At 60.4% G+C, this 21383-nt stretch carries 19 protein-coding genes; 3 read left to right on the top strand and 16 right to left on the bottom strand.

What is annotated here, in order from left to right; genetic code table 11:
* Positions 1-736: 736 nt before the first annotated feature.
* The 5 genes from C9990_RS26890 to kdgD form a co-directional block, all read right to left on the bottom strand.
* Complete coding sequence (locus C9990_RS26890; RefSeq protein WP_021491890.1) at positions 737-1678, bottom strand: AEC family transporter; 942 nt, start codon at positions 1676-1678, stop codon at positions 737-739.
* A gap of 187 nt (positions 1679-1865) precedes the next feature.
* The gene (gene garD / locus C9990_RS26895; RefSeq protein ID WP_106805154.1) at positions 1866-3419 is read right to left on the bottom strand and encodes a galactarate dehydratase; all 1554 of its coding nucleotides are present in this window, start codon (positions 3417-3419) and stop codon (positions 1866-1868) included.
* A gap of 11 nt (positions 3420-3430) precedes the next feature.
* Positions 3431-4795, bottom strand: coding sequence for an MFS transporter (locus C9990_RS26900; RefSeq protein ID WP_065900680.1), 1365 nt, complete (start codon positions 4793-4795; stop codon positions 3431-3433).
* A gap of 183 nt (positions 4796-4978) precedes the next feature.
* Positions 4979-6424: an aldehyde dehydrogenase family protein gene (locus C9990_RS26905; RefSeq protein ID WP_065900678.1), complete on the bottom strand. Its 1446-nt coding sequence runs from the start codon at positions 6422-6424 to the stop codon at positions 4979-4981.
* Positions 6425-6478: 54 nt separating this feature from the next.
* Positions 6479-7390 carry a 5-dehydro-4-deoxyglucarate dehydratase gene (gene kdgD / locus C9990_RS26910; RefSeq protein ID WP_034102171.1) on the bottom strand — a complete coding sequence of 304 codons (912 nt, stop codon included), beginning with the start codon at positions 7388-7390 and terminating at the stop codon, positions 6479-6481.
* Between the two features lie 245 nt (positions 7391-7635).
* Between kdgD and C9990_RS26915 the strand changes: the two genes are divergently transcribed.
* A complete protein-coding gene (locus tag C9990_RS26915; RefSeq protein ID WP_106805155.1) occupies positions 7636-8793 on the top strand; it encodes a phospholipase in 1158 nt (385 codons plus the stop codon).
* Between the two features lie 128 nt (positions 8794-8921).
* Here C9990_RS26915 and C9990_RS26920 read toward each other — a convergent pair whose 3' ends face one another.
* The 8 genes from C9990_RS26920 to rplM all read right to left on the bottom strand — a co-directional run bounded on the left by C9990_RS26920 (position 8922) and on the right by rplM (position 14719).
* Positions 8922-9671, bottom strand: a complete 750-nt coding sequence (locus C9990_RS26920; protein WP_025856285.1) for a FadR/GntR family transcriptional regulator — start codon at positions 9669-9671, stop codon at positions 8922-8924.
* 158 nt (positions 9672-9829) lie between these two features.
* Entirely contained in the window at positions 9830-10249 is a 420-nt protein-coding gene (locus tag C9990_RS26925; protein ID WP_065900671.1) for a ClpXP protease specificity-enhancing factor, read from the bottom strand.
* A gap of 17 nt (positions 10250-10266) precedes the next feature.
* Positions 10267-10884, bottom strand: coding sequence for a glutathione S-transferase N-terminal domain-containing protein (locus C9990_RS26930; RefSeq protein ID WP_010213164.1), 618 nt, complete (start codon positions 10882-10884; stop codon positions 10267-10269).
* A gap of 146 nt (positions 10885-11030) precedes the next feature.
* Positions 11031-11810, bottom strand: coding sequence for a cytochrome c1 (locus C9990_RS26935; protein ID WP_065900669.1), 780 nt, complete (start codon positions 11808-11810; stop codon positions 11031-11033).
* On the bottom strand, positions 11810-13021 hold the full coding sequence (locus C9990_RS26940) for a cytochrome bc complex cytochrome b subunit (protein ID WP_065900667.1): 1212 nt from the start codon (positions 13019-13021) through the stop codon (positions 11810-11812). Before C9990_RS26940 ends, C9990_RS26935 begins: the two co-directional genes overlap by 1 nt.
* Entirely contained in the window at positions 13021-13617 is a 597-nt protein-coding gene (petA, locus tag C9990_RS26945; protein WP_065900662.1) for a ubiquinol-cytochrome c reductase iron-sulfur subunit, read from the bottom strand. Before petA ends, C9990_RS26940 begins: the two co-directional genes overlap by 1 nt.
* Before the next feature lie 266 nt (positions 13618-13883).
* Positions 13884-14276 carry a 30S ribosomal protein S9 gene (rpsI, locus tag C9990_RS26950; RefSeq protein ID WP_002555064.1) on the bottom strand — a complete coding sequence of 131 codons (393 nt, stop codon included), beginning with the start codon at positions 14274-14276 and terminating at the stop codon, positions 13884-13886.
* A gap of 14 nt (positions 14277-14290) precedes the next feature.
* On the bottom strand, positions 14291-14719 hold the full coding sequence (gene rplM / locus C9990_RS26955) for a 50S ribosomal protein L13 (protein ID WP_003171742.1): 429 nt from the start codon (positions 14717-14719) through the stop codon (positions 14291-14293).
* A 248-nt stretch (positions 14720-14967) separates the two neighbouring features.
* Between rplM and C9990_RS26960 the strand changes: the two genes are divergently transcribed.
* Entirely contained in the window at positions 14968-16008 is a 1041-nt protein-coding gene (locus C9990_RS26960; RefSeq protein WP_106805156.1) for an NADP(H)-dependent aldo-keto reductase, read from the top strand.
* Positions 16009-16191: 183 nt separating this feature from the next.
* On the opposite strand, the gene C9990_RS26970 is transcribed toward C9990_RS26960, so the two are convergent.
* The gene (locus C9990_RS26970; RefSeq protein WP_106805158.1) at positions 16192-17328 is read right to left on the bottom strand and encodes an acyl-CoA dehydrogenase family protein; all 1137 of its coding nucleotides are present in this window, start codon (positions 17326-17328) and stop codon (positions 16192-16194) included.
* 220 nt (positions 17329-17548) lie between these two features.
* Between C9990_RS26970 and C9990_RS26975 the strand changes: the two genes are divergently transcribed.
* Positions 17549-18469, top strand: coding sequence for a GlxA family transcriptional regulator (locus tag C9990_RS26975; RefSeq protein WP_177343923.1), 921 nt, complete (start codon positions 17549-17551; stop codon positions 18467-18469).
* 376 nt (positions 18470-18845) lie between these two features.
* Here C9990_RS26975 and zapE read toward each other — a convergent pair whose 3' ends face one another.
* Together zapE and C9990_RS26990 are read right to left on the bottom strand one after the other, a co-directional pair.
* Positions 18846-19940 (bottom strand): cell division protein ZapE, encoded by a 1095-nt coding sequence (zapE, locus tag C9990_RS26985; protein ID WP_065900657.1) that lies wholly within the window; start codon positions 19938-19940, stop codon positions 18846-18848.
* A gap of 79 nt (positions 19941-20019) precedes the next feature.
* Positions 20020-21375: a tryptophan--tRNA ligase gene (locus tag C9990_RS26990; protein WP_065900653.1), complete on the bottom strand. Its 1356-nt coding sequence runs from the start codon at positions 21373-21375 to the stop codon at positions 20020-20022.
* Positions 21376-21383: the final 8 nt, after the last annotated feature.

The raw sequence follows: 21383 nt of genomic DNA on the forward strand, positions 1-21383 counted from the left end.
CTGAGCCATACCTCAACTCCTGTGGGAGCGGGCTTGCTCGCGAAGGCGGCGTGTCAGTTGATGCATCGTTGCCTGACCCACCGCCTTCGCAGGCAATCCAGCTCCCACATTTGATCTCCATATGCCCGAGTGCCTGAGCCATACCTCAATTCCTGTGGGAGCGGGCTTGCTCGCGAAGGCAGTGTGTCAGCTGATGCATTCGTTGCCTGACCCACCGCTTTCGCAGGCAAGCCAGCTCCCACATTTGATCTCCATATACCCGACCGCCTGAGCCATACCTAAATTCCTGTGGGAGCGGGCTTGCTCGCGAAGGCAGTGTGTCAGTTGATGCATCAGGTGCCTGATACGCCGCTTTCGCAGGCAAGCCAGCTCCCACATTTGATCTCCATATGCCCGGGTGCCTGAGCCATACCTCAATTCCTGTGGGAGCGGGCTTGCTCGCGAAAGCGGCGTGTCAGTTGATGCATCGTTGCCTGACCCACCGCCTTCGCAGGCAAGCCAGCTCCCACATTTGATCTCCATATGCCCGGGGGCCTGAGCCATACCTCAATTCCTGTGGGAGCGGGCTTGCTCGCGAAAGCAGTGTGTCAGTTGATGCATTCGTTGCCTGACCCACCGCATTCGCAGGCAAGCCAGCTCCCACATTTGATCTCCATATGCCCGGGGGCCTGAGCCATACCTCAATTCCTGTGGGAGCTGGCTTGCCTGCGATTGGCCCTCAAGAGCCCTGCAACCTTCAGATCCAACCCCCCGCCTGCAACACGAAAATCCCGATATTGGTGGTCACCGCCGCCATCAGCGTGGTGATCACGATAATCGCCGCCGCCAGCTCATGATTGCCCTCGGCCGCCCGGGCCATGACAAAGCTGGCCGCTGCGGTCGGCGCGCCGAAGTACAGGAACAAGATCCCCAACTCCGGCCCGCGAAAGCCTAGCAGCCATGCCCCCAGCGTCGCCACCACGGGCAAGCCGATCATCTTCACCAGACTCGCACTCAGTGCCATGCTGCCGCTTTTGCGCAGAGCCGCCAGCGACAGCGTGCCACCGATGCAGATCAGCGCCAGGGGCAGGGTCATGTCCGCCAGGTACTGGCCCGACGACTCCAGCCAACCCGGCAGGCCAATCTGGAACACCGCGAACGGCGTGGCGGCGATCACGCTGATGATCAGCGGGTTGGCCACCACACTCTTGCAGATGCTCCACGGGTCGGACTTGATCACCGGGCTGTACACCGCCAGCACGATGGTCGACAGGGTGTTGTAGAACAGGATCACCAGCGCCGCGAGAATCGCACCGAGGGAGATACCGTAGTCGCCGTACATGCTGGCGGCCAGCGCCAGGCCGATCACACCGTTATTGCCGCGAAACGCGCCCTGGGTGTAGATGCCACGGTCTTCACGCGGGCAGCGAAAAATCGCCCAGCCCCAGGCGAGGGCAAAGCTCAACAGCGTGGCGACAGCGAAGTAGATCAGCAGGCCCGGCTTGAGCGCCGAGTGCAGGTCGGCATGCAGGATGCCAAGAAACAGCAGCGCCGGCATGGTGACGTTGAACACCAGGGACGAGGCCGTGTGGATAAAGTTGTCGTTGATCCAGTTGACGCGCTTGAGCAACACCCCCAGAAACAGCATGGCAAACACCGGCGCGGTGATGGTGAGGGTGGTGAGGAAAATTGCCAGCATGCCGGGGAGAACCTTGGTGAGCGTCGTCAGGTGGCTAATGATAAGCCAGTACGAACCGGTTCGTCTGGTTGACACTCGCTCAATGTGAGAGCTGGCTTGCCTGCGATGGCGGTGTGTCAGGCGTTACATCGGTTACTGATACACCGCTATCGCAGGCGAGCCAGCGCCTACAAGGTCCGCGCCAGTCTCAGGTAATCGGCGCGGGGTTGAACAAGGTGATGTCGTTATGCAGCTTATGCTGCTCGGCCCACGTCTGCTTCTTGCCGCTGGCCACATCCAGGTAGAAATGGAACAACTCCCAGCCCAGCTCCTCGATGGTCGCGCGCCCGGTGGCGATGCGCCCGGCGTCGATATCGATGAGGTCCGGCCAGCGCTGTGCCAGCTCCGTACGTGTGGAAACCTTCACCACCGGCGCCATCGCCAGCCCATACGGCGTGCCGCGCCCGGTGGTAAACACGTGCAGGTTCATGCCCGCCGCCAGTTGCAAGGTGCCACAGACAAAGTCGCTGGCCGGTGTCGCGCAGAAGATCAGGCCCTTGCTCTTGAAGCGTTCGCCCGGACCCAGCACGCCGTTGATCGCGCTGCTGCCGGACTTGACGATAGACCCCAGGGACTTCTCGACAATATTCGACAACCCGCCCTTCTTGTTACCCGGCGTGGTGTTGGCGCTGCGATCTGCCTCGCCCTTGGCCAGGTAGCGGTCGTACCAGTCCATTTCCCGCACCAATTCCTCAGCGACTTGCCGGGTCTGCGCGCGGGAGGTCAGCAGGTAGATCGCGTCGCGCACTTCGGTGACTTCGGAAAACATCACCGTCGCCCCGGCCCGCAACAACAGGTCCGACGCATACCCCAGCGCGGGGTTGGCGGTGATGCCGGAAAACGCATCACTGCCACCGCACTGCATGCCCAGGATCAACTCGGATGCCGGCACGGTTTCGCGGCGGCGCTGGTCGAGCTTTTTCAAACGGGTTTCGGCCAACGCCATGATCTGCTCGATCATCTCGGTAAAGCCGTGGCTGGAATCCTGCAATCGATACAGCCACGGCTCACTCAGGTCGACGGAGCTGTCGTTGTCGTGCATCACCTGCCCGGCCTGCAATTTCTCGCAGCCCAGGCTGATCACCAGGGCTTCGCCGCCCAGGTTCGGGTTGCGCGCCAGATTGCGCACCGTGCGGATCGGGATGTAGGCATCCGTCGCGGTGATGGCCACGCCACAGCCATAGCTGTGGGTCAGCGCGACCACGTCATCCACGTGCGGGTACTTGGGCAGCAATTCGTCCTTGATGCGCTTGACCGCATGGTCCAGCACACCGGTCACGCATTGCACCGTGGTGGTGATGCCGAGGATATTGCGCGTGCCCACGGTGCCGTCGGCATTGCGGTAGCCCTCGAAGGTAAAGCCTTCGAGGGGAGCCTGGGTTTCGGGCACATCGGTGGACAGCGGCAGGCTGTCCAGCGGCGGCGCGGTCGGCATGCGCAGTTGATCTTCCTGGACCCAACTGCCGCGCGGAATCGGCGCCAGGGCGTATCCGATGGTCTGGCCGTAGCGAATAATCTGACCGCCCTCGGGAATATCTTCCAGGGTCACCTTGTGGCTCTGGGGGATGAAATCCACGGTCACCAGGCCGTCCGGGAACTCGGTCCCGGCCGGTACGCCCTGGTCATTGACCACGATCACCACATTGTCGCGCTCGTGCAAACGAATCGAGCGCGGCGAGTCGGCATGTTCAATCAACTGCATTACATCGCCCCTCAGGAATGCGCTTCGGTAAGGTTAGTCAACTCAGGCCCTTTGCTTGGCGGCTCCTTGAGTACCACACGTTTGATCGGACCCACGATCACCAGGTAGCTGAACACCGCCAGCAGCGCGTTGGCGCCCACAAACACCAGTGCCCACTTGAACGAGCCGGTGGTGCTGATGATGTAGCCGATCACGATCGGCGTGCTGATCGACGCCAGGTTGCCAAACATGTTGAACAAGCCGCCACTGAGCCCGGCGATTTGTTTCGGCGAAGTGTCGGACACCACCGCCCAACCCAGTGCGCCAACGCCTTTGCCGAAGAAGGCCAGGGCCATGAAGCCCACCACCATCCATTCGATGTCCACGTAGTTGCACGCCACGATGCTGGAAGACACCAGCAACCCGCCAATGATCGGCGCCTTGCGCGCGAAGGTCAGCGAGTGGCCCTTGCGCAACAGGTAGTCGGAAATCACCCCGCCCAGTACCCCGCCGATAAAGCCGCAGATCGCCGGCAGCGAAGCAATGAAACCAGCCTTGAGAATGGTCATGCCACGGTCCTGCACCAGGTACACCGGGAACCAGGTCAGGAAGAAATAGGTGATGCCGTTGATGCAGTACTGGCCCAGGTACACGCCGAGCATCATGCGGTTGGTCAGCAGTTGGCGGATGTAATCCCACTTCGGACCGTCAGTTTTCTTACCCTTGACCTTGTCCTGGTCCATATCGACCATCGCGCCGTTGGCGGCGATGTGATTGAACTCGGCCTCGTTGATCATCGGGTGCTGGCGTGGGCTGTGGATAACTTTGAGCCAGATCAGCGAGAACACAATGCCGATCCCGCCCATCACGATAAACACGTGCTGCCAGCCGAAGCTGTAGACGATCCAGCCCATCAACGGCGCGAACAGCACCGTGGCGAAGTATTGCGCCGAGTTGAAGATCGCCGAAGCCGTGCCGCGCTCGGCAGTGGGGAACCAGGCCGCCACGATTCGCGCGTTGCCGGGAAAGGACGGCGCTTCGGCCAGGCCCACCAGGAAGCGCAGCATGAACAGCGCAACCACTGCGGTGGAGACGCCGAACTCACCGACATAGCCTTGCAGCACGGTGAACAGTGACCAGGTGAAGATGCTCAGGGCATAGACTTTTTTCGAGCCGAACCGATCCAGCAGCCAGCCGCCGGGGATTTGCCCGGCCACGTAGGCCCAACCGAATGCGGAGAAGATATAACCGAGGGTGACCGCGTCGATGCCGAGGTCTTTTTGCAGGCTGGAGCCGGCGATAGCGATGGTGGCCCGGTCGGCGTAGTTGATCGTGGTCACCAGGAACAGCATGAGCAGGATCAAATAGCGGACGTGGGTCGGCTTGGTCGCTTGCATGTAGAAGTACTCCCACTAATTATTTTTTTTGCGGGTAATGGTCTATTTGTCGGTGGGGACCGCTTTCATGTGGGAGCCGGGCTTGCCCGCGATACAGGCACCTCGGTGTGTCAGGCACACACCGGTGATGCTATCGCAGGCAAATCAGCTCCCACACAAAGCAGGCGCCACGGGTGTCGCGTATTACGAACCGATGTAGCTGGTTTTCACCACGGTGTAGAACTCTTGCGCATAGCGACCCTGCTCGCGCGAACCATAGGAGGAACCTTTGCGGCCACCGAACGGCACGTGGTAATCCACGCCGGCGGTCGGCAGGTTGACCATCACCATCCCGGCCTGGGAGTGGCGCTTGAAGTGATTGGCGTACTTCAACGACGTCGTGGCAATGCCCGCCGACAAGCCGAACTCGGTGTCGTTGGCCATGGCCAGCGCCGCCTCATAGTCCGCCACGCGCACCACGTTGGCCACTGGGCCGAAGATTTCTTCACGGCTGATGCGCATGGCGGCTTCGCTGTCGGCAAACAGCGTCGGCGCCAGGAAGTAGCCTTCGGTGTCACAGGTGACCAGGCCGCCACCGCTGACCAGCCGCGCGCCTTCGCTCTGGCCGATGTCGATGTACTTGAGGTCCTGGTCCAACTGGGCCTGGGACACGACCGGGCCGATATCGGTGCCGCTTTTGAGAGCGTGGCCGACCTTGATCGACTTCATGCGCTCGGCCATGGCCGCGACGAACTGGTCGTGAATCCCGGCGGTCACGATCAAGCGGCTCGAGGCCGTGCAACGCTGGCCGGTGGAGTAGAACGCACTCTGCACCGACAGCTCGACCGCCTGCTTGAGGTCGGCGTCGTCGAGGATGATCTGCGGGTTCTTGCCGCCCATTTCCAACTGCACTTTGGCCTGGCGCGACACGCAGCTGACGGCGATCTGGCGACCTACGCCGACTGAACCGGTGAAGCTGATGCCATCGACTTTCGGGCTGTTGACCAGCACGTCGCCGACCACGCGGCCGCTGCCCATCACCAGGTTGAACACACCGGCGGGGAAGCCTGCGCGAGAGATGATTTCGGCCAGGGCCCAGGCGCAGCCCGGTACCAGTTCAGCCGGCTTGATCACCACACAGTTGCCGTAGGCCAGGGCCGGAGCGATTTTCCAGGCGGGGATCGCAATCGGGAAGTTCCACGGGGTGATCAGACCGACCACGCCCAGGGCTTCACGGGTGACTTCGACATTGACACCCGGGCGTACCGACGGCACGTAGTCACCGGACAGGCGCAGGCATTCACCGGCGAAGAATTTGAAGATGTTACCGGCGCGAGTCACTTCGCCAATGGCTTCGGGCAGGGTCTTGCCCTCTTCCCGGGCCAGCAAGGTGCCGAGTTCTTCACGGCGAGCGAGGATTTCGCTGCCGACTTTATCCAGCGCGTCGTGACGCGCCTGGATCCCGGAAGTGGACCAGGCCGGGAATGCGGCGCGGGCGGCGTCGATGGCAGCATTGACTTGGGCTACGTCAGCCTTGGCGTATTCGCCAATGACATCAGACAACTCCGACGGGTTGAGGTTAACGCAGTAGTCGGCACCGGCCACCCACTGGCCATTGATGTAGTTTTCATAACGCTGAGCTTGGGACACAAATCTTCTCCTGACGCAAAAGGCCGCTGATTACTCAGCGGCCTTGTAGATAAGTTATTGCGCGCCTTGCTTGTCGATCAGCGCGGCCAGGGCTTCGTATTCTTCCGGCAGCAGATCGGTCAGCGGCGTGCGCACCGGGCCGGCGTCGTAGCCAGCGATTTTCGCACCGGCCTTGACGATGCTCACTGCATAGCCCGCCTTGCGGTTGCGGATGTCCAGGTACGGCAGGAAGAAGTCGTCGATGATCTTGGCGACGGTGGCGTGATCGTCCTTGGCAATGGCGTGGTAGAAATCCATCGCGGTCTTCGGAATGAAGTTGAACACCGCCGAGGAGTACACCGGCACGCCCAGGGCCTTGTAGGCAGCGGCGTAAACCTCTGCAGTCGGCAGGCCGCCCAGGTAGCTGAAACGGTCACCGAGACGACGGCGAATCGACACCATCAATTCAATGTCGCCCAGGCCGTCTTTGTAGCCGATCAGGTTCGGGCAGCGCTCGGCCAGGCGTTCCAGCAAAGGCGCAGTCAGGCGGCAGACGTTGCGGTTGTAGACCACCACGCCGATTTTGACCGACTTGCACACTGCTTCGACGTGGGCGGCAACCCCGTCCTGGCTGGCTTCGGTCAGGTAGTGCGGCAGCAGCAGCAAGCCTTTGGCGCCAAGGCGCTCGGCTTCCTGGGCGTACTCGATGGCCTGGCGAGTCGAACCGCCCACACCCGCGAGGATCGGCACGCTGGTGGCGCAGGTATCAACGGCGGTCTTGACCACCTGGGAATATTCGCTGGCGGCGAGGGAGAAAAACTCACCGGTACCACCGGCGGCGAACAAGGCAGTGGCGCCGTACGGGGCCAGCCATTCCAGACGCTTGATATAGCCCGCCTGGTGGAAGTCACCCTGGGCGTTGAAATCGGTCACCGGGAAAGACAGCAGACCGTGGGAGAGGATGGACTTCAGTTCTTGTGGATTCATTATTCGAACACCCTGGGCGAAAACTTTCGATGGAAAGGTTGTTGTTGGTTTTGATGATGTCGTACGTCATCGTACAACTATAAATAATTTCGTCAACTGCAATTCATCGCCATGGTGCACGTGCGGGTGGGCGACACCTAATGCAGAGGCGTTCTTGACGTAGGAATTTATTCCTCTATGCTCGAGATAACTGTATATGCATACAGTTATTACGGAAGATTCCTACGACATAGCAAGGAGCTAACATGTCAGGTCCAGAACTCGCAGCACCCGAAAAGAACCCTCCTACCCTGCGCTTCGAAGGGGGTGAACACACCGCCATCGGCGACGACACCCTGTTGCGCTTTGCCAAGGACGCCCCGGCGATTCCTGCGCGACAGGTCGAGTTGCACCTGCCCAACGGGCTGGCCCTCACCTACGGCCAAGTGATCGCCCTGGGCGGCGACTTTTATGGCATTCCCGGCCAACCCATCAGTGACGGCGCCTCCCCCGCCGAGCGCATCCAGCGCTTTACCGCCGCGTTCAACTCCCTGGCCGTGTTGCCCGCTTCACGCGAGGAAGCGCACAAGATCCTCGCGGTCATGCAAAAGGAAATCAACGCGGTCAACCAGGCGATCAAGGACGGCAAGCAAGCCCATGAAGCCTATGACGCGCTGGGTGATACGTTGTCCGAGGAATGGAACCGCATCACCGGCGGCGGCAGCGCGGTGTCGGCGCTGATTCCCCTGGGGCGCTATTTGAAACTGGCGGCGGACAATGCCGACCACTTCGGCGAATGGGCGCTCTCGGCGTACCTGGCAGGCCATACGGCCGCGCTGCAGCAAGCCGTCGTGGCGCATCAGACCGGCACCGACCAGGCGCTGGAACTGGCGTATGCGATGAACAGTTTTGCCGATCACTTCCTGACCGACCTGTTTTCCGCCGGGCACCTGCGTGTGCCGCGCAAACAGCTGGCCGCCGTGGTCACGCCGGGGGAGTTGGGTTCGCTGATCAGCCGCTTCATGCACGATGAAGACAGCAAGTTCGGCTTCAAGGTACGCAACGCCTTGGGGGACCAATGGCACGCCTATGGGGACAAGCGCTACTTCGACGCCATCGACGCGGACAATCGGCTGCAGGTCAAACGCGCGGTACAGGCCTCGGCCGATGAGATCTTCGCGACCTTTATCAGCGGCGTGGCGCCCTCCCCGGCCACCTTCAAGGCGCCGCTGCATGTGCCGGACCTGAATGCCGCGCAGAACCCGGCGAACAACTTCTCGCCGCTGTTCAAGGTGGAGGGAGACAAGGTGCTGCGGCGCAAGGATGTGAATGACCTGAACGACAGGCACTGGACCAATGATTGGTGGGGATGGAGTACGTACCTGCTGCTCAAGGACTACAAGCCCAACCAGCCCGCAAGCTAAGGACACGCATTGCTCCAGACAATGGAGATCAACTGTGCGAGCTGGCTTGCCTGCGATGGCGGAGTGTCAGTCAAACCTCACTGGCTGATACTCCGCTGGCGCCGGCAAGCCTGCACCTACAGGCCCCTTCAGCCGCGCTGCGCTTCTGCCTCTTCGTGGGCATGGCGCAGCCGCTCACGGCTATTGGTCAGGTGCAAGCGCATGGCCGCCCGCGCCGCGTCCGAATCCTGGCGAGCAATCGCCTCATAAATCTCTTCGTGCTCGCGGCTCAGGCGACTCATGTAGTGCTGCTGGTCATCGTGGGCCAGGCGCGCCGAATTCAGGCGGGTACGCGGAATGATGCTGGTGCCCAGGTGGGTCATGATGTCGGTGAAATAGCGGTTGCCGGTGGACAACGCGATTTCCAGGTGGAAGGCGAAGTCTGAGGCGACCGCATCGCCAGCGTGCGCGGCGCTTTCATTCAGGGCGTCGAGGGCGGCGCGCATGGCTGCCAGTTGCTCGTCGCTGCGGCGCAATGCGGCCAGGCCAGCGGATTCGACTTCCAGGCTGATACGCAACTCGAGAATCGCCAGCACATCACGCAGGGTCACCACCGTGGCCGGGTCGATGCGAAAGCCGCTCGGGCTTGGCGTATCGAGCACGAAGGTGCCGATGCCATGCCGGGTTTCCACCTGCCCCGCCGCCTGCAAGCGCGAGATGGCCTCGCGCACCACGGTACGGCTGACACCATGGGCGTCCATGATGGCCGATTCGGTGGGCAGCTTGTCACCGCGCTTGAGCTGGCCGTCACGGATCTGCTCGGACAACACCGTGACCAATTCCTGGGCAAGGCTGCGACGCTTGCGGGGAAGACGAGGGGCGGTGTTGGCGTTTTCCATGATGGATCATCTTTCTCGGTGAACTTGAGCACGCATCATAGCCCATGGCGGTTGTACGATCACCGTCCTGTCACGACTTTCATCCATATCCTGCGCGCAAAAAAATGCCCCGACACAGGTCGAGGCATTTTCCCAGCTAATCCGAAGATGAAAGCCGCTTACTTCACCACTTTCAGGCTCGGCCGACCGCTTGGACGCGGTGGCTCGGCATCCGGTGGCGGCACATCATCACCGTCTTCGCTTTCGATCGCTTCGTCATCCTCGAAAGGCGACTCCAGATCGAACACCATGCCTTGGCCATTTTCCCGGGCATAGATCCCGAGGATGGCGCCAATCGGCACGAACAGCGTGTGCGGCACACCGCCGAAACGCCCTTCGAAACTGACCGCTTCATTGTCCATGTGCAGGTGGCGCACGGCACTCGGTGATACGTTCAGCACAATCTGTCCATCACTGGCAAAACCCTGCGGTACCTGAACCGCAGGAAATTCGGAATTGACCAGCATGTGCGGGGTGCAATCATTGTCCACAATCCACTCATAGAGCGCGCGGACCAGGTAGGGTCGACTGGAGTTCATCAGCGGCTCCTTAAGCCTTAGCGCATATCGCGTTCGACACCAGACAGACTCGCCTGGAAAGCCTCACGCGCAAACTGGCGCTCCATGTAATCAAGCAACGGCTTGGCCGGCCGTGGCAGTTCAATGCCCAGGATCGGCAAGCGCCAGAGTATGGGTAATAGGCAGCAATCCACCAGGCTTTGTTCCTCGCTGAGGAAAAAAGGTTTGTCGGCGAACAGCGGCGAAACACCGGTCAGGCTCTCACGCAATTCCTTGCGTGCCTGCACCCGAGCGGCTTCTTTGCTACGTGTATCCAGGATCACATCCACCAGCCCGCACCAGTCACGCTGGATCCGATGGATCAGCAGGCGGCTGTTGGCACGCGCTACCGGGTACACCGGCAGCAAAGGCGGATGAGGGTAACGCTCATCCAGATATTCCATCACCACAGTCGACTCCCACAACGCCAGGTCACGATCGACCAGGGTGGGCAAGCTGCCGTAAGGGTTCACTTCGATCAGTTTCGGCGGCTGACGGCCCGCCTCCACACTGATGATCTCGGCGCTGACACCCTTCTCTGCGAGCACGATACGTACTCGGTGGGAATAGTGGTCGGCGGGGTCGGAGTAACAGGCCAACCGGTTGGTCACGCCCATGGCGGTCCTCCTCGCTTGTTGAAATTATCGAAAGCTCAAAAACGAGCGCGCCCAGGGAGCATCTCTGTAGTGGGAGTTACCCGATCACTACGTGTTCAGAGATGCCGCTGGGCGCGCAAGATTAACAGCAATTGCTTACGGTTGGATCAATGCACATCCTTCCAGTATTCGCGTTTGAGCAGATAGGCGAATACGAAGAAGAAGGCCAGGTACAACAATACATAGGTACCAATGCGCTGGTGCTGCAGTTTGACCGGGTTGGCCGAGTAGGCCAGGAAGGTCACGAGATTCTTGACCTTCTCGTCGAACTGCTCGTCAGTCAGTGCACCGGGGGTGTCTATCTTCAGTTGATCGCACGCCTCATGCGTCAGCGGCGTGCCGGTCAACGGATCGTATTGCTTCTTGCCGTCTTCAACGACCTGGACCTGCTTGCATCCTACCACTTGCTTGCCTTGCAGGCTGACCAGAACGTTAGGCATACCGACGTTCGGGAATACCCGGTTGTTCACGCCCCAAGGGCGCGTCGGGTCTTCATAGAACGATTTCAGGTAGCCGTAGAGCCAGTCGGTGCCACGAACGCGCGCCACCAGGGTCAGGTCAGGCGGTGCAGCACCGAACCAGGCCTTGGCGTCTGCAGGCTGCATGCCGATGTTCATGTGGTCGCCGATCTTGGCGCCGGTGAACACCAGTTTTTCCAGCATCACTTCGTGGGGTATCCCCAAGTCATCGGCAACACGCTCATAGCGCTGGAACTTGGCGCTGTGGCAGCCCATGCAATAGTTGGCAAACGTACGGGCGCCGTCTTGCATGGCGGCTTTGTCCGAGACGTCGATATCGACCGATTCCAGCTCCGGACCGCCGTGCTCGGCAGCGAAGGACAGTAGCGGCAGGGCCGCAAGCATCAATGCAACGAATAACTTTTTCATCAGCCAGTCACCCTTTCCGGAACCGGTTTGGTCTTCTCGAGCCGGGTGTAGAACGGCATCAGAATGAAGTAGGCGAAGTAGAGGAAGGTGCAGACCTGCGACAGCAACGTCAGCTGCGGTGTCGGCGCCTTGACGCCCGTCCAGCCCAGCAGCACGAAGCAGATGCAGAACACCCACAGCCAGATCTTGCTCAGCCAGCCCTTGTAGCGCATGGACTTGACCGGACTACGGTCGAGCCAGGGCAGCACGAACAACAGCGCGATCGAAGCCCCCATGGCAACCACACCCATGAGCTTGTCGGGGATCGCCCGCAAAATGGCGTAGAACGGCGTGAAGTACCAGACCGGTGCAATGTGCTCCGGCGTCTTGAACGCGTTGGCCTGTTCGAAGTTGGGTTTTTCGAGGAAATACCCGCCCATTTCCGGGAAGAAGAACACGATCGAGCAGAAGATGAAGAGGAACACCACCACACCGACGATATCTTTCACGGTGTAGTACGGGTGGAAGGGAATGCCGTCCAGCGGTACGCCGTTTTCGTCTTTATGCTTCTTGATGTCCACGCCGTCCGGGTTGTTCGAACCCACTTCGTGCAGCGCCAGGATGTGCAGCACGACCAGGCCGAGAATCACGATCGGCAGGGCCACGACGTGCAAGGCGAAGAAGCGGTTCAAGGTGATGCCGGAGATCAGGTAGTCACCCCGGATCCACTGCGTCAGGTCGTTGCCGATCACCGGGATCGCACCGAACAGCGAGATGATCACCTGGGCGCCCCAGTACGACATCTGGCCCCATGGCAGCAGGTAGCCCATGAAGGCCTCGGCCATCAGCGCCAGGTAGATCAGCATGCCGAAGACCCACACCAGCTCACGAGGCTTCTGGTACGAACCGTAGAGCAGGCCACGGAACATGTGCAGGTAGACCACGATGAAGAACGCCGACGCGCCAGTGGAGTGCAGCAGGCGCAGGATCGAGCCGTACTCGACGTCGCGCATGATGCCTTCAACGGAAGCGAAGGCTTCTTCGGCTGACGGCGTGTAGCTCATCGTCAGCCAGACCCCGGTGACCAACTGGTTGACCAGCACCAGCAGGGCCAGGGAGCCGAAGAAGTAGAAGAAGTTGAAGTTTTTCGGAGCGTAATATTTGCTGAGATGGTCTTCCCACATCTTGGTGGCAGGAAAACGCGCATCCACCCAATCCATGAACTTGCTCATCAGGCTTTCTCCCCCTCGTCGACGCCAATGACAATGATGCTGTCAGTCTCGTAGTGATGTGGCGGAACTGGCAGGTTCAGTGGTGCGGGTTGTGACTTGTAGACGCGGCCAGCGAGGTCATAGTGAGAACCGTGGCAGGGGCAGAAATAGCCGCCGACCCAGTCCTTGCCCAGATCCGCAGGCGCCACTTCCGGGCGGAAGGTGGGGGAGCAACCCAAGTGGGTGCAGATACCGATCAGCAGCAGAATCTCAGGCTTGATCGAACGCATTTCCTTATCGACGTAGGCGGGCTGGTCGGAATTCTTCGAATCGGGATCAGACAAGCGATCTTCGATTTTCTTCAGATTCCCCAGGATCTCCTCAGTACGACGAACAATGAAGACCGGCTGACCGCGCCACTCAGCAATCATCTGCTGGCCTGGGTCGATCTTGCTGACATTCACTTTCACCGGTGCACCTGCGGCTTTCGCCTTGGCACTGGGAAACCATGACCCCACGAACGGGACCGCAGCCCCCACCGCTCCTGCAGCACCCACCACGGATGTGGCTGCTACCAAGAAGCGACGCCGGCCTGCATTCACGCCGTCATTGCTCATTCAGTCCTCTCCCATCAGCTTTTTGGCCTGTTAAATCAGGCGTCTACTAAGTGTTGAATCTTTACTTATAAAAATTTTGCCGAATGGTAATGAAAAGCCCCACGTATGACAAGGGAATTGCCCGGGCCTCCGCCTCCAGGCCTTGTAGTATAGGGGGTCTACGGATGTGGCAAGTTGTCACGCGCAAATTTGTGCATAAATCGCAGGCAATAAAAAACGCCCAGCTCCGTGAGGAGGCTGGGCGTTTTTGTGGAACGTAAAGCGAATTAACGCTTCGAGTACTGCGGACGCTTACGCGCTTTACGCAGACCGACTTTCTTACGTTCAACTTCACGGGCATCGCGAGTTACGAAGCCAGCTTTGCGCAGAGCGCCACGCAGGGTTTCGTCGTACTGCATCAGAGCGCGAGTGATACCGTGGCGGATTGCGCCAGCTTGACCACTTACACCGCCACCGATAACGGTGACGTAGATGTCGAACTTTTCAACGGTCTCGGTCAGTTCCAGCGGCTGACGAACTACCATGCGGGCAGTTTCGCGGCCGAAGAAGTTGTCCAGGGAGCGGTTGTTGATCGAGATGTTACCAGTGCCCGGACGCAGGAAAACGCGTGCGGTTGCGGTTTTGCGACGGCCAGTGCCGTAATTTTGAGTCGCCGACATAATGAACTATTCCGTTAAAACTTCAGTTCTTGGGGCTGCTGAGCAGCATGAGGGTGTACAGCGCCCGCATAGACTTTCAGCTTGCGAAACATATCGCGACCCAGTGGGCCCTTAGGCAGCATGCCTTTGACCGCGATTTCGATCGGGGCTTCAGGCTTCTTGGAAATCAGGCCTTCAAAGTTGGAAGACTTGATACCGCCTGGGAAACCGGAGTGACGGTAGTACATTTTGTCTTGCGCTTTGTTGCCGGTAACACGAACCTGCTCAGCGTTGATGATCACGATGTAGTCACCGGTGTCAACGTGAGGGGTGTACTCAGGCTTGTGCTTGCCACGCAGACGGCTGGCGACTTCAGTGGCCAGACGACCCAGGGTCTGACCAGCGGCGTCGACGACAAACCAGTCGCGCTGAACTGTTTCCGGTTTTGCAGTAAAAGTTGTCATTCTTTAATAGCCTCAGGGGCCGCCCTGTAAATTAGACGGCGGATCTTACTGAATAGTGCGTACTTTGACAAGTCAAAGGCAGCCGGATACAGACGCTATCGGGGGCTCGGGTCGGCGCGTCCGTTCAACGGCAAGATTCTTCGGCAGGCGGCGCATCACTTCCACTGCAGAAAGAGGTGGGCAATTATGCAGATTGCGAAAAAAAATTCAACCTGCTTTTATGATTGTTTTCCCCGAAGGAGTACCCGATGGATTATCGACAGCTGGGCCGCACCGATCTGAACGTGAGCGCGATCGCCTTGGGCACCATGACCTGGGGTGAGCAGAACAGCGAGGCAGAGGCCTTCGCTCAGATCGAACGGGCCAAGGCCGCGGGGATCAACTTCCTCGACACGGCGGAAATGTACCCGGTACCGCCCAAGGCCGACACCTATGCCACCACCGAGCGTTATATCGGTAATTACTTCAAGAGCCGCGGCGACCGTGCCGACTGGGTGCTCGCCAGCAAGATCGCCGGCCCCGGCAACACCATCGACTACATTCGCGACGGCCACCTGCGCCACAACCGCAAGCACATCGTCGACGCCCTCGACGCCAGCCTCAAGCGCCTGCAGACCGACTGGATCGACCTTTACCAGCTGCACTGGCCGGAGCGCAGCACCAACTTCTTCGGCCAACTGAGCTACAAGCACAAGGACGAGGACGACCTCACCCCGCTGGAGGAAACCCTCGAAGCGCTGGACGAGCAAGTGAAGGCCGGCAAGATCCGCCACATCGGCCTGTCCAATGAAACGCCATGGGGCACCATGAAATTCCTCGCCCTGGCCGAAGCCCGTGGCTGGACCCGCGCGGTGTCGATCCAGAACCCCTACAACCTGCTCAACCGCAGCTTTGAAGTGGGTCTGGCGGAAGTCGCGATCCGCGAACAGTGCGGCCTGCTCGCCTACTCGCCCCTGGCGTTCGGCATGCTCAGCGGCAAATACGAAAACGGCGCACGCCCGGCCAAGGCGCGCCTGACGGAATACAGCCGCTTCAGCCGCTACTTCAACCCGCAGTCGGAAGCGGCGTGCAGCCGCTACGTGGCACTGGCGCGCGAGCATGGCCTGGACCCGGCGCAGATGGCCCTGGCGTTTGTGACACAGCAGCCATTCGTGACCAGCAACATCATTGGCGCGACAAGTCTGGAGCAACTGGACAGCAACATTGCCAGTGCCGACCTGAAGCTGTCGAAGGAAGTGCTGGAAGGGATCGAGGCGATTCAGAAGGATCATCCGAACCCTGCCCCTTGATTAATTAACCAGCCCGACACCGCCCCCGTGGCGAGCGGGCTTGCCCCGCGTTGGGCTGCGCAGTAGCCCCAAAACCTCATCCCTCAATCCTTCTGAAGGAAAAAGGGGATGGGCGGGATCAGGGCTGCTACGCACCCCAACGCGGGGCAAGCCCGCTCGCCACAACAGCCCAGCGTTCCGTTGTCAAAGCGCCCGCGCAATAATCTCCTTCATGATCTCATTGGTCCCCGCGTAAATCCGCTGCACCCGCGCATCTGCCCAGGCCCGGGCAATCGGGTATTCCCACATGAAACCGTAGCCGCCGTGCAACTGCACGCATTCGTCGAGCACCTTGCATTGCAGGTCCGTGGCCCAGTACTTGGCCATCGCGGCGGTGGGCACGTCCAGCTTGCCTTCCAGGTGCAGCGCCATGCACTTATCGACGAACACGCGGCCGATCTGAATCTCGGTAGCCATCTCCGCCAACTTGAACCGCGTGTTCTGGAAGTCGGCGATGACCTTGCCGAACGCCTTGCGCTCACGGGTGTATTCCAGTGTCCACTGCAACGCCGCCTCGGCGGACGACAGCGCGCCAATTGCCACGGTCAGGCGCTCCTGGGGCAACTCCTGCATCAGGTACGCGAAGCCCATGCCCGCTTGCCCGAGCAGATTCTCCTTGGGCACGCGCACATCCTGGAAGAACAGCTCCGAGGTGTCCTGGGCCTTCATGCCGACCTTCTCCAGGCGCTTGCCCTTGTCGAAGCCCGGCGTGTCGGCTTCCACCAGGAACAGGCTGGTGCCCTTGGCGCCGGCCTTGGGATCGGTCTTGGCGACCACGATCACCAGCTCGGCAAGAAAGCCATTGGTGATAAAGGTCTTGGAGCCATTGATCACATACTCATCGCCATCCAGCACGGCCGTGGTCTTGACGCCTTGCAGGTCGGAGCCGGCACCGGGCTCAGTCATGGCAATGGCGGTGACCATTTCGCCGGAGATCAATTTAGGCAGGTACTTGTGCTTCAGCGCCTCACTGCCGTAATGCAGGATGTACGGCGCGACAATGTCCGAATGCAGGGAAAACCCGATGCCGGTGAGCCCGAGCCGGCTGATCTCCTCGATCACCACCGCGCTGTAGAGAAAATCCGCCCCCAGGCCGCCGTACTCCTCCGGCAGATGGGAGCACAGCATCCCCGCCTCCCCCGCCTTGCTCCACAGGGCACGGTCGATGTAGCCCTGTTTCTCCCATTGCCCGTGGAACGGTGCGGCGTCTTTTTCAAGGAAGGTGCGCACGCTCTCGCGAAAGAGTTCGTGCTCCGGGCTGAACAAGGTTCTGGGGATCATGGGTCACCTGCTGGGATTGTCGGACAAGAACGAGCCCACAGAGCCTATGCCGCGAAGGCATCACAGGACACTGGACACATGCGACAAAAAATAAGACGATCCAGCCGTCTGGTGACCACTTTCCCCTATAAGAATAAATGAAATTATGTCTAACCAAATCTCCACGCCGTTGCGGCGCGTCAGCATTTTGGCCATTGATCGGGTATTCGCTTCAACCCTCATGCAAGCCAAGGATTTCTTCCACCTCGCCAGCCTGCGGTATGGCAAACAGCAAGGCCTGGGCCTGACCCCGGCATTCGAAACGCGCCTGGTCAGCCCCGACGGGCAATCGGTGCGCAGCTTCAGTGATGTGATCATGCCGGTGGACGGCGGCCTCGAAGACGCCGACATCATTGTGTTGCCGGCCTTCTGGGATGATTTCGACGCCCTGTGCACGCGTTACCCGCAAGTGCTGCCCTGGCTGCGCGAACAACACGCCCGTGGCGCCGTCCTCTGCGGCGAAGCAACCGGGGTGTTCTGGCTGGCCGAAGCCGGCCTGCTCGATGGCAAGGAGGCGACCACCTATTGGCGTTTCTTCAATGCCTTCGGCGAACGCTTCCCCAAAGTCCAGCTCAACCAGGACAAGCACCTCACCGACGCCGACAACCTGTACTGCGCCGGCGGCACCACCTCGGCGTGCGATCTTTATATCTACCTGATCGAGCGCTTCTGCGGCGCCAACATCGCCCAGGCCGTGGCCCGCGATATTCTCTACGAAGTGCAGCGCAGTTACTCGCCTGGGCGCATCGGGTTTGGGGGGCAGAAGCTGCACCAGGACGTGATCATCCTGCAGATCCAGCACTGGCTCGAAGAGCATTTCGCCGACAAGTTCCGCTTCGAAGACGTCGCCCGAGAACACGGCATGAGCATCCGCAACTTCATGCGCCGCTTCCAGACCGCCACCGGTGACAAGCCCCTGCATTACCTGCAGAGGCTGCGCATCGAAACCGCCAAGGGCCTGCTCTCGGCCAGCCGCAAGAGCATCAAGACCATCAGTTATGAGGTGGGTTACGACGATGCAAGTTTCTTTGCGCGGCTGTTCAGGCAGCACACGGAGCTGTCGCCCAACCAGTACCGCCAGCAGTTCCAGCAAGCCGCATAACCAAGGCTAAACGCGGTAGAAATTGTGGGAGCGGGCTTGCTCGCGAATGCGGAGTGCCAGTCGAAACATTCGTCACTGATACACCGCAATCGCGGGCAAGCCCGGCTCCCACATTTGATCTGCGCTGTGCTGGAGATCACGCATAAAAAAGGACTGCATCCAGCAATTCCAGAAAAGCCGCATAACCGAGGCTGTACGCAACCCCATGTGGGAGCTGGCTTGCCTGCGATAGCGGTATATCAGTGAGTGTATCTGTCGCTGACCCGCCGCCATCGCGAGCGAGCCCGGCTCCCACATTTGATCTGCGCTGTACTGGAGATCTCCCATAAAAAAAGGCCCGCATCGCTGCAGGCCTTTTTAATTTCGAGCACATCGACTACGGCTTGTGGCCGCGTGACAGGAACTCGTGGGACTGCATTTCCAGCAAGCGGCTCAGCGTGCGCTGGAACTCGAAGTTCAAGCGGCCGCCGGTATACAGGTCCTTGAGCTCGACTTCAGCCGAGATGATCAACTTGACGTTGCGGTCATAGAACTCGTCGACCATGTTGATGAAACGGCGCGCGATGTCGTCGGTGGTGACGCCCATCTGCTCGACGCCGCTCAAGATCACCGCGTGGAAGATCTTGCCCAGTTCGATGTAGTCGTTCTGGCTGCGCGGGCCGTCGCACAGTTGACGGAACTCGAACCAGGCCACGTCATCGCAGGTGCGCAACGCGATGATTTCGCGGTTCTCGATCATCAACTTGTCGTTTTCCACCGCCTTCGTGCATTCCGGCGTCAGCGCGCGGAAGCTTTTCTTCAGGCTGTCATGCGCCGCTTCGTTCAGCGGGAAGTGGAACAACTCCGCTTGCTCGAGGTGACGCAGGCGGTAGTCGACGCCGCTGTCGACGTTGACGATCTCGGTGTTCTGCTTGATCAGCGCGATGGCCGGCAGGAAGCGCGCACGCTGCAGGCCGTCCTTGTACAAGCCGTCGGGCACGATGTTGGAGGTGGCGACCAGGGTCACGCCGTTCTTGAACAGCTCTTCCATCAGGGTGCCGAGGATCATGGCATCGGTGATGTCGGAGACGAAGAACTCATCGAAGCAGATCACCCGCGCTTCTTCGGAGAAGCGCTTGGCGATGATGGTCAGCGGGTTCTTCTCGCCCGGCAGGGTCTTCATCTCTTCGTGCACACGCTTCATGAAGCGGTGGAAGTGCGTGCGGACCTTTTCCTTGAACGGCAGCGCCTCGAAGAACGTGTCGACCAGGTATGTCTTGCCCCGGCCGACGCCACCCCAGAAATACAGGCCCTTGACCGGCACGTGGTCTTTCTTGCCAAACAGCTTGCTGAACATCCCTGGTTTGCTCTGCGAGGCCGCGACCAGGTCGTCGTACAGGCGCTGCAAATGACGCACAGCATTTTCCTGGGCGGCGTCGTGGAAGAACTCAGGGCGTTTCAGATCAGCTTGATATCGTTCTAGGGGCGTCATAATTTCGTTAGCAAGGCAACAAAAACGGGCCGTCACTGTAACGACGGCCCTGGATAATGGCAATCAACCCTTGGTCGGGTTAATCCTCGATTGGGGTCAACGCAACGCGCAGCGCTTCAACGGCGGCATCGCGCGCCGTGCTGTCGGCGAACTCGGCGCTGTCAGCGACGGCGGCGCCGTCCAGCCATACGCTGAAGCTCAGGGCCTCGGTGCGTACGTCCAGCGCGGTGCCACTTTGCAGTTGCTTGGTCACGGCGCCCGCCGCCTTGCCATCGGCAAAGTTGCGCGACAGCAGCAATTGCTCGCCATCGGCGGCCAACAGGCGGAAGCGGAAACTGCCGTCGTCTTCACGAAAGCTCACGAAGCGCGCGGCTTTCGCGGCTTTTTTCTTGGTGGCGACCGGCGCGGCCGCCTGGTTGACGAACGAGCGCAGGCCAACCGCTTCGCGCAACTGGGCGAGGAACGGCGCAGCGACGGCACGGGCTTTCTTGGCGCCGACCAGCAGCAGGTCTTCCATGTCCGAAGGGCGCGACATCAGCTGGTGGTAACGCTCACGCGGCTCGGCCAGTTGGCTGTCCAGCAGCTGGAACAGACGGTTCTTCGCCTCGCCCCAACCCAGCCCTTGCAGCAGCTCGGCGCGGAACTCTTCTTCCTGGGCCTTGGTTGCAAAGGCCTGGTACAGGGTGAACAGGTGCGAGTTGTCCGGGTCCTTGGCTTCGCCCGGCGCGCGGGAGTCAGTGACGATCCGCGAGATCGCGTCCTTCATGTCCTTGGCGCTGGTGAACAGCGGGATGGTGTTGTCGTAGCTTTTCGACATCTTGCGGCCATCCAGGCCCGGCAAGGTGGCGACGCTTTCTTCGATCAACGCCTCGGGCATGGTGAAGAATTCCTGACCGTTGCCGAACAGGTGGTTGAAGCGCTGGCCGATGTCGCGGGCCATTTCCACGTGCTGGATCTGGTCGCGGCCAACCGGCACCTTGTGCGCGTTGAACATCAGGATGTCCGCCGCCATCAGCACCGGATAGCTGTACAGGCCCATGCTGATGCCCGCATCCGGGTCTTCGCCGGCTTCGACGTTCTTGTCCACCGAGGCCTTGTAGGCATGGGCGCGGTTAAGCAGGCCCTTGGCGGCCACGCAGGTGAGCAGCCAGGTCAGCTCGGGAATTTCCGGGATGTCGGACTGGCGATAGAACGTCACCCGGTTCACATCCAGGCCACCGGCCAGCCAGGTCGCGGCGATTTCCATGCGCGAGCGCTGGATGCGCTGCGGGTCATCGCACTTGATCAGGGCGTGGTAGTCGGCCAGGAAGTAGAAAGAGTCGGCATTGGCGTCCTGGCTGGCGAGAATCGCCGGGCGGATCGCACCGGCGTAGTTGCCCAGGTGCGGCGTGCCGGTGGTGGTGATGCCGGTGAGGATACGGGTACGAGTCGTCATGGGTAATC

This window comes from Pseudomonas sp. S5D5, assembly GCF_003013355.1.
GTDB lineage: Bacteria > Pseudomonadota > Gammaproteobacteria > Pseudomonadales > Pseudomonadaceae > Aquipseudomonas > Aquipseudomonas aylmerensis.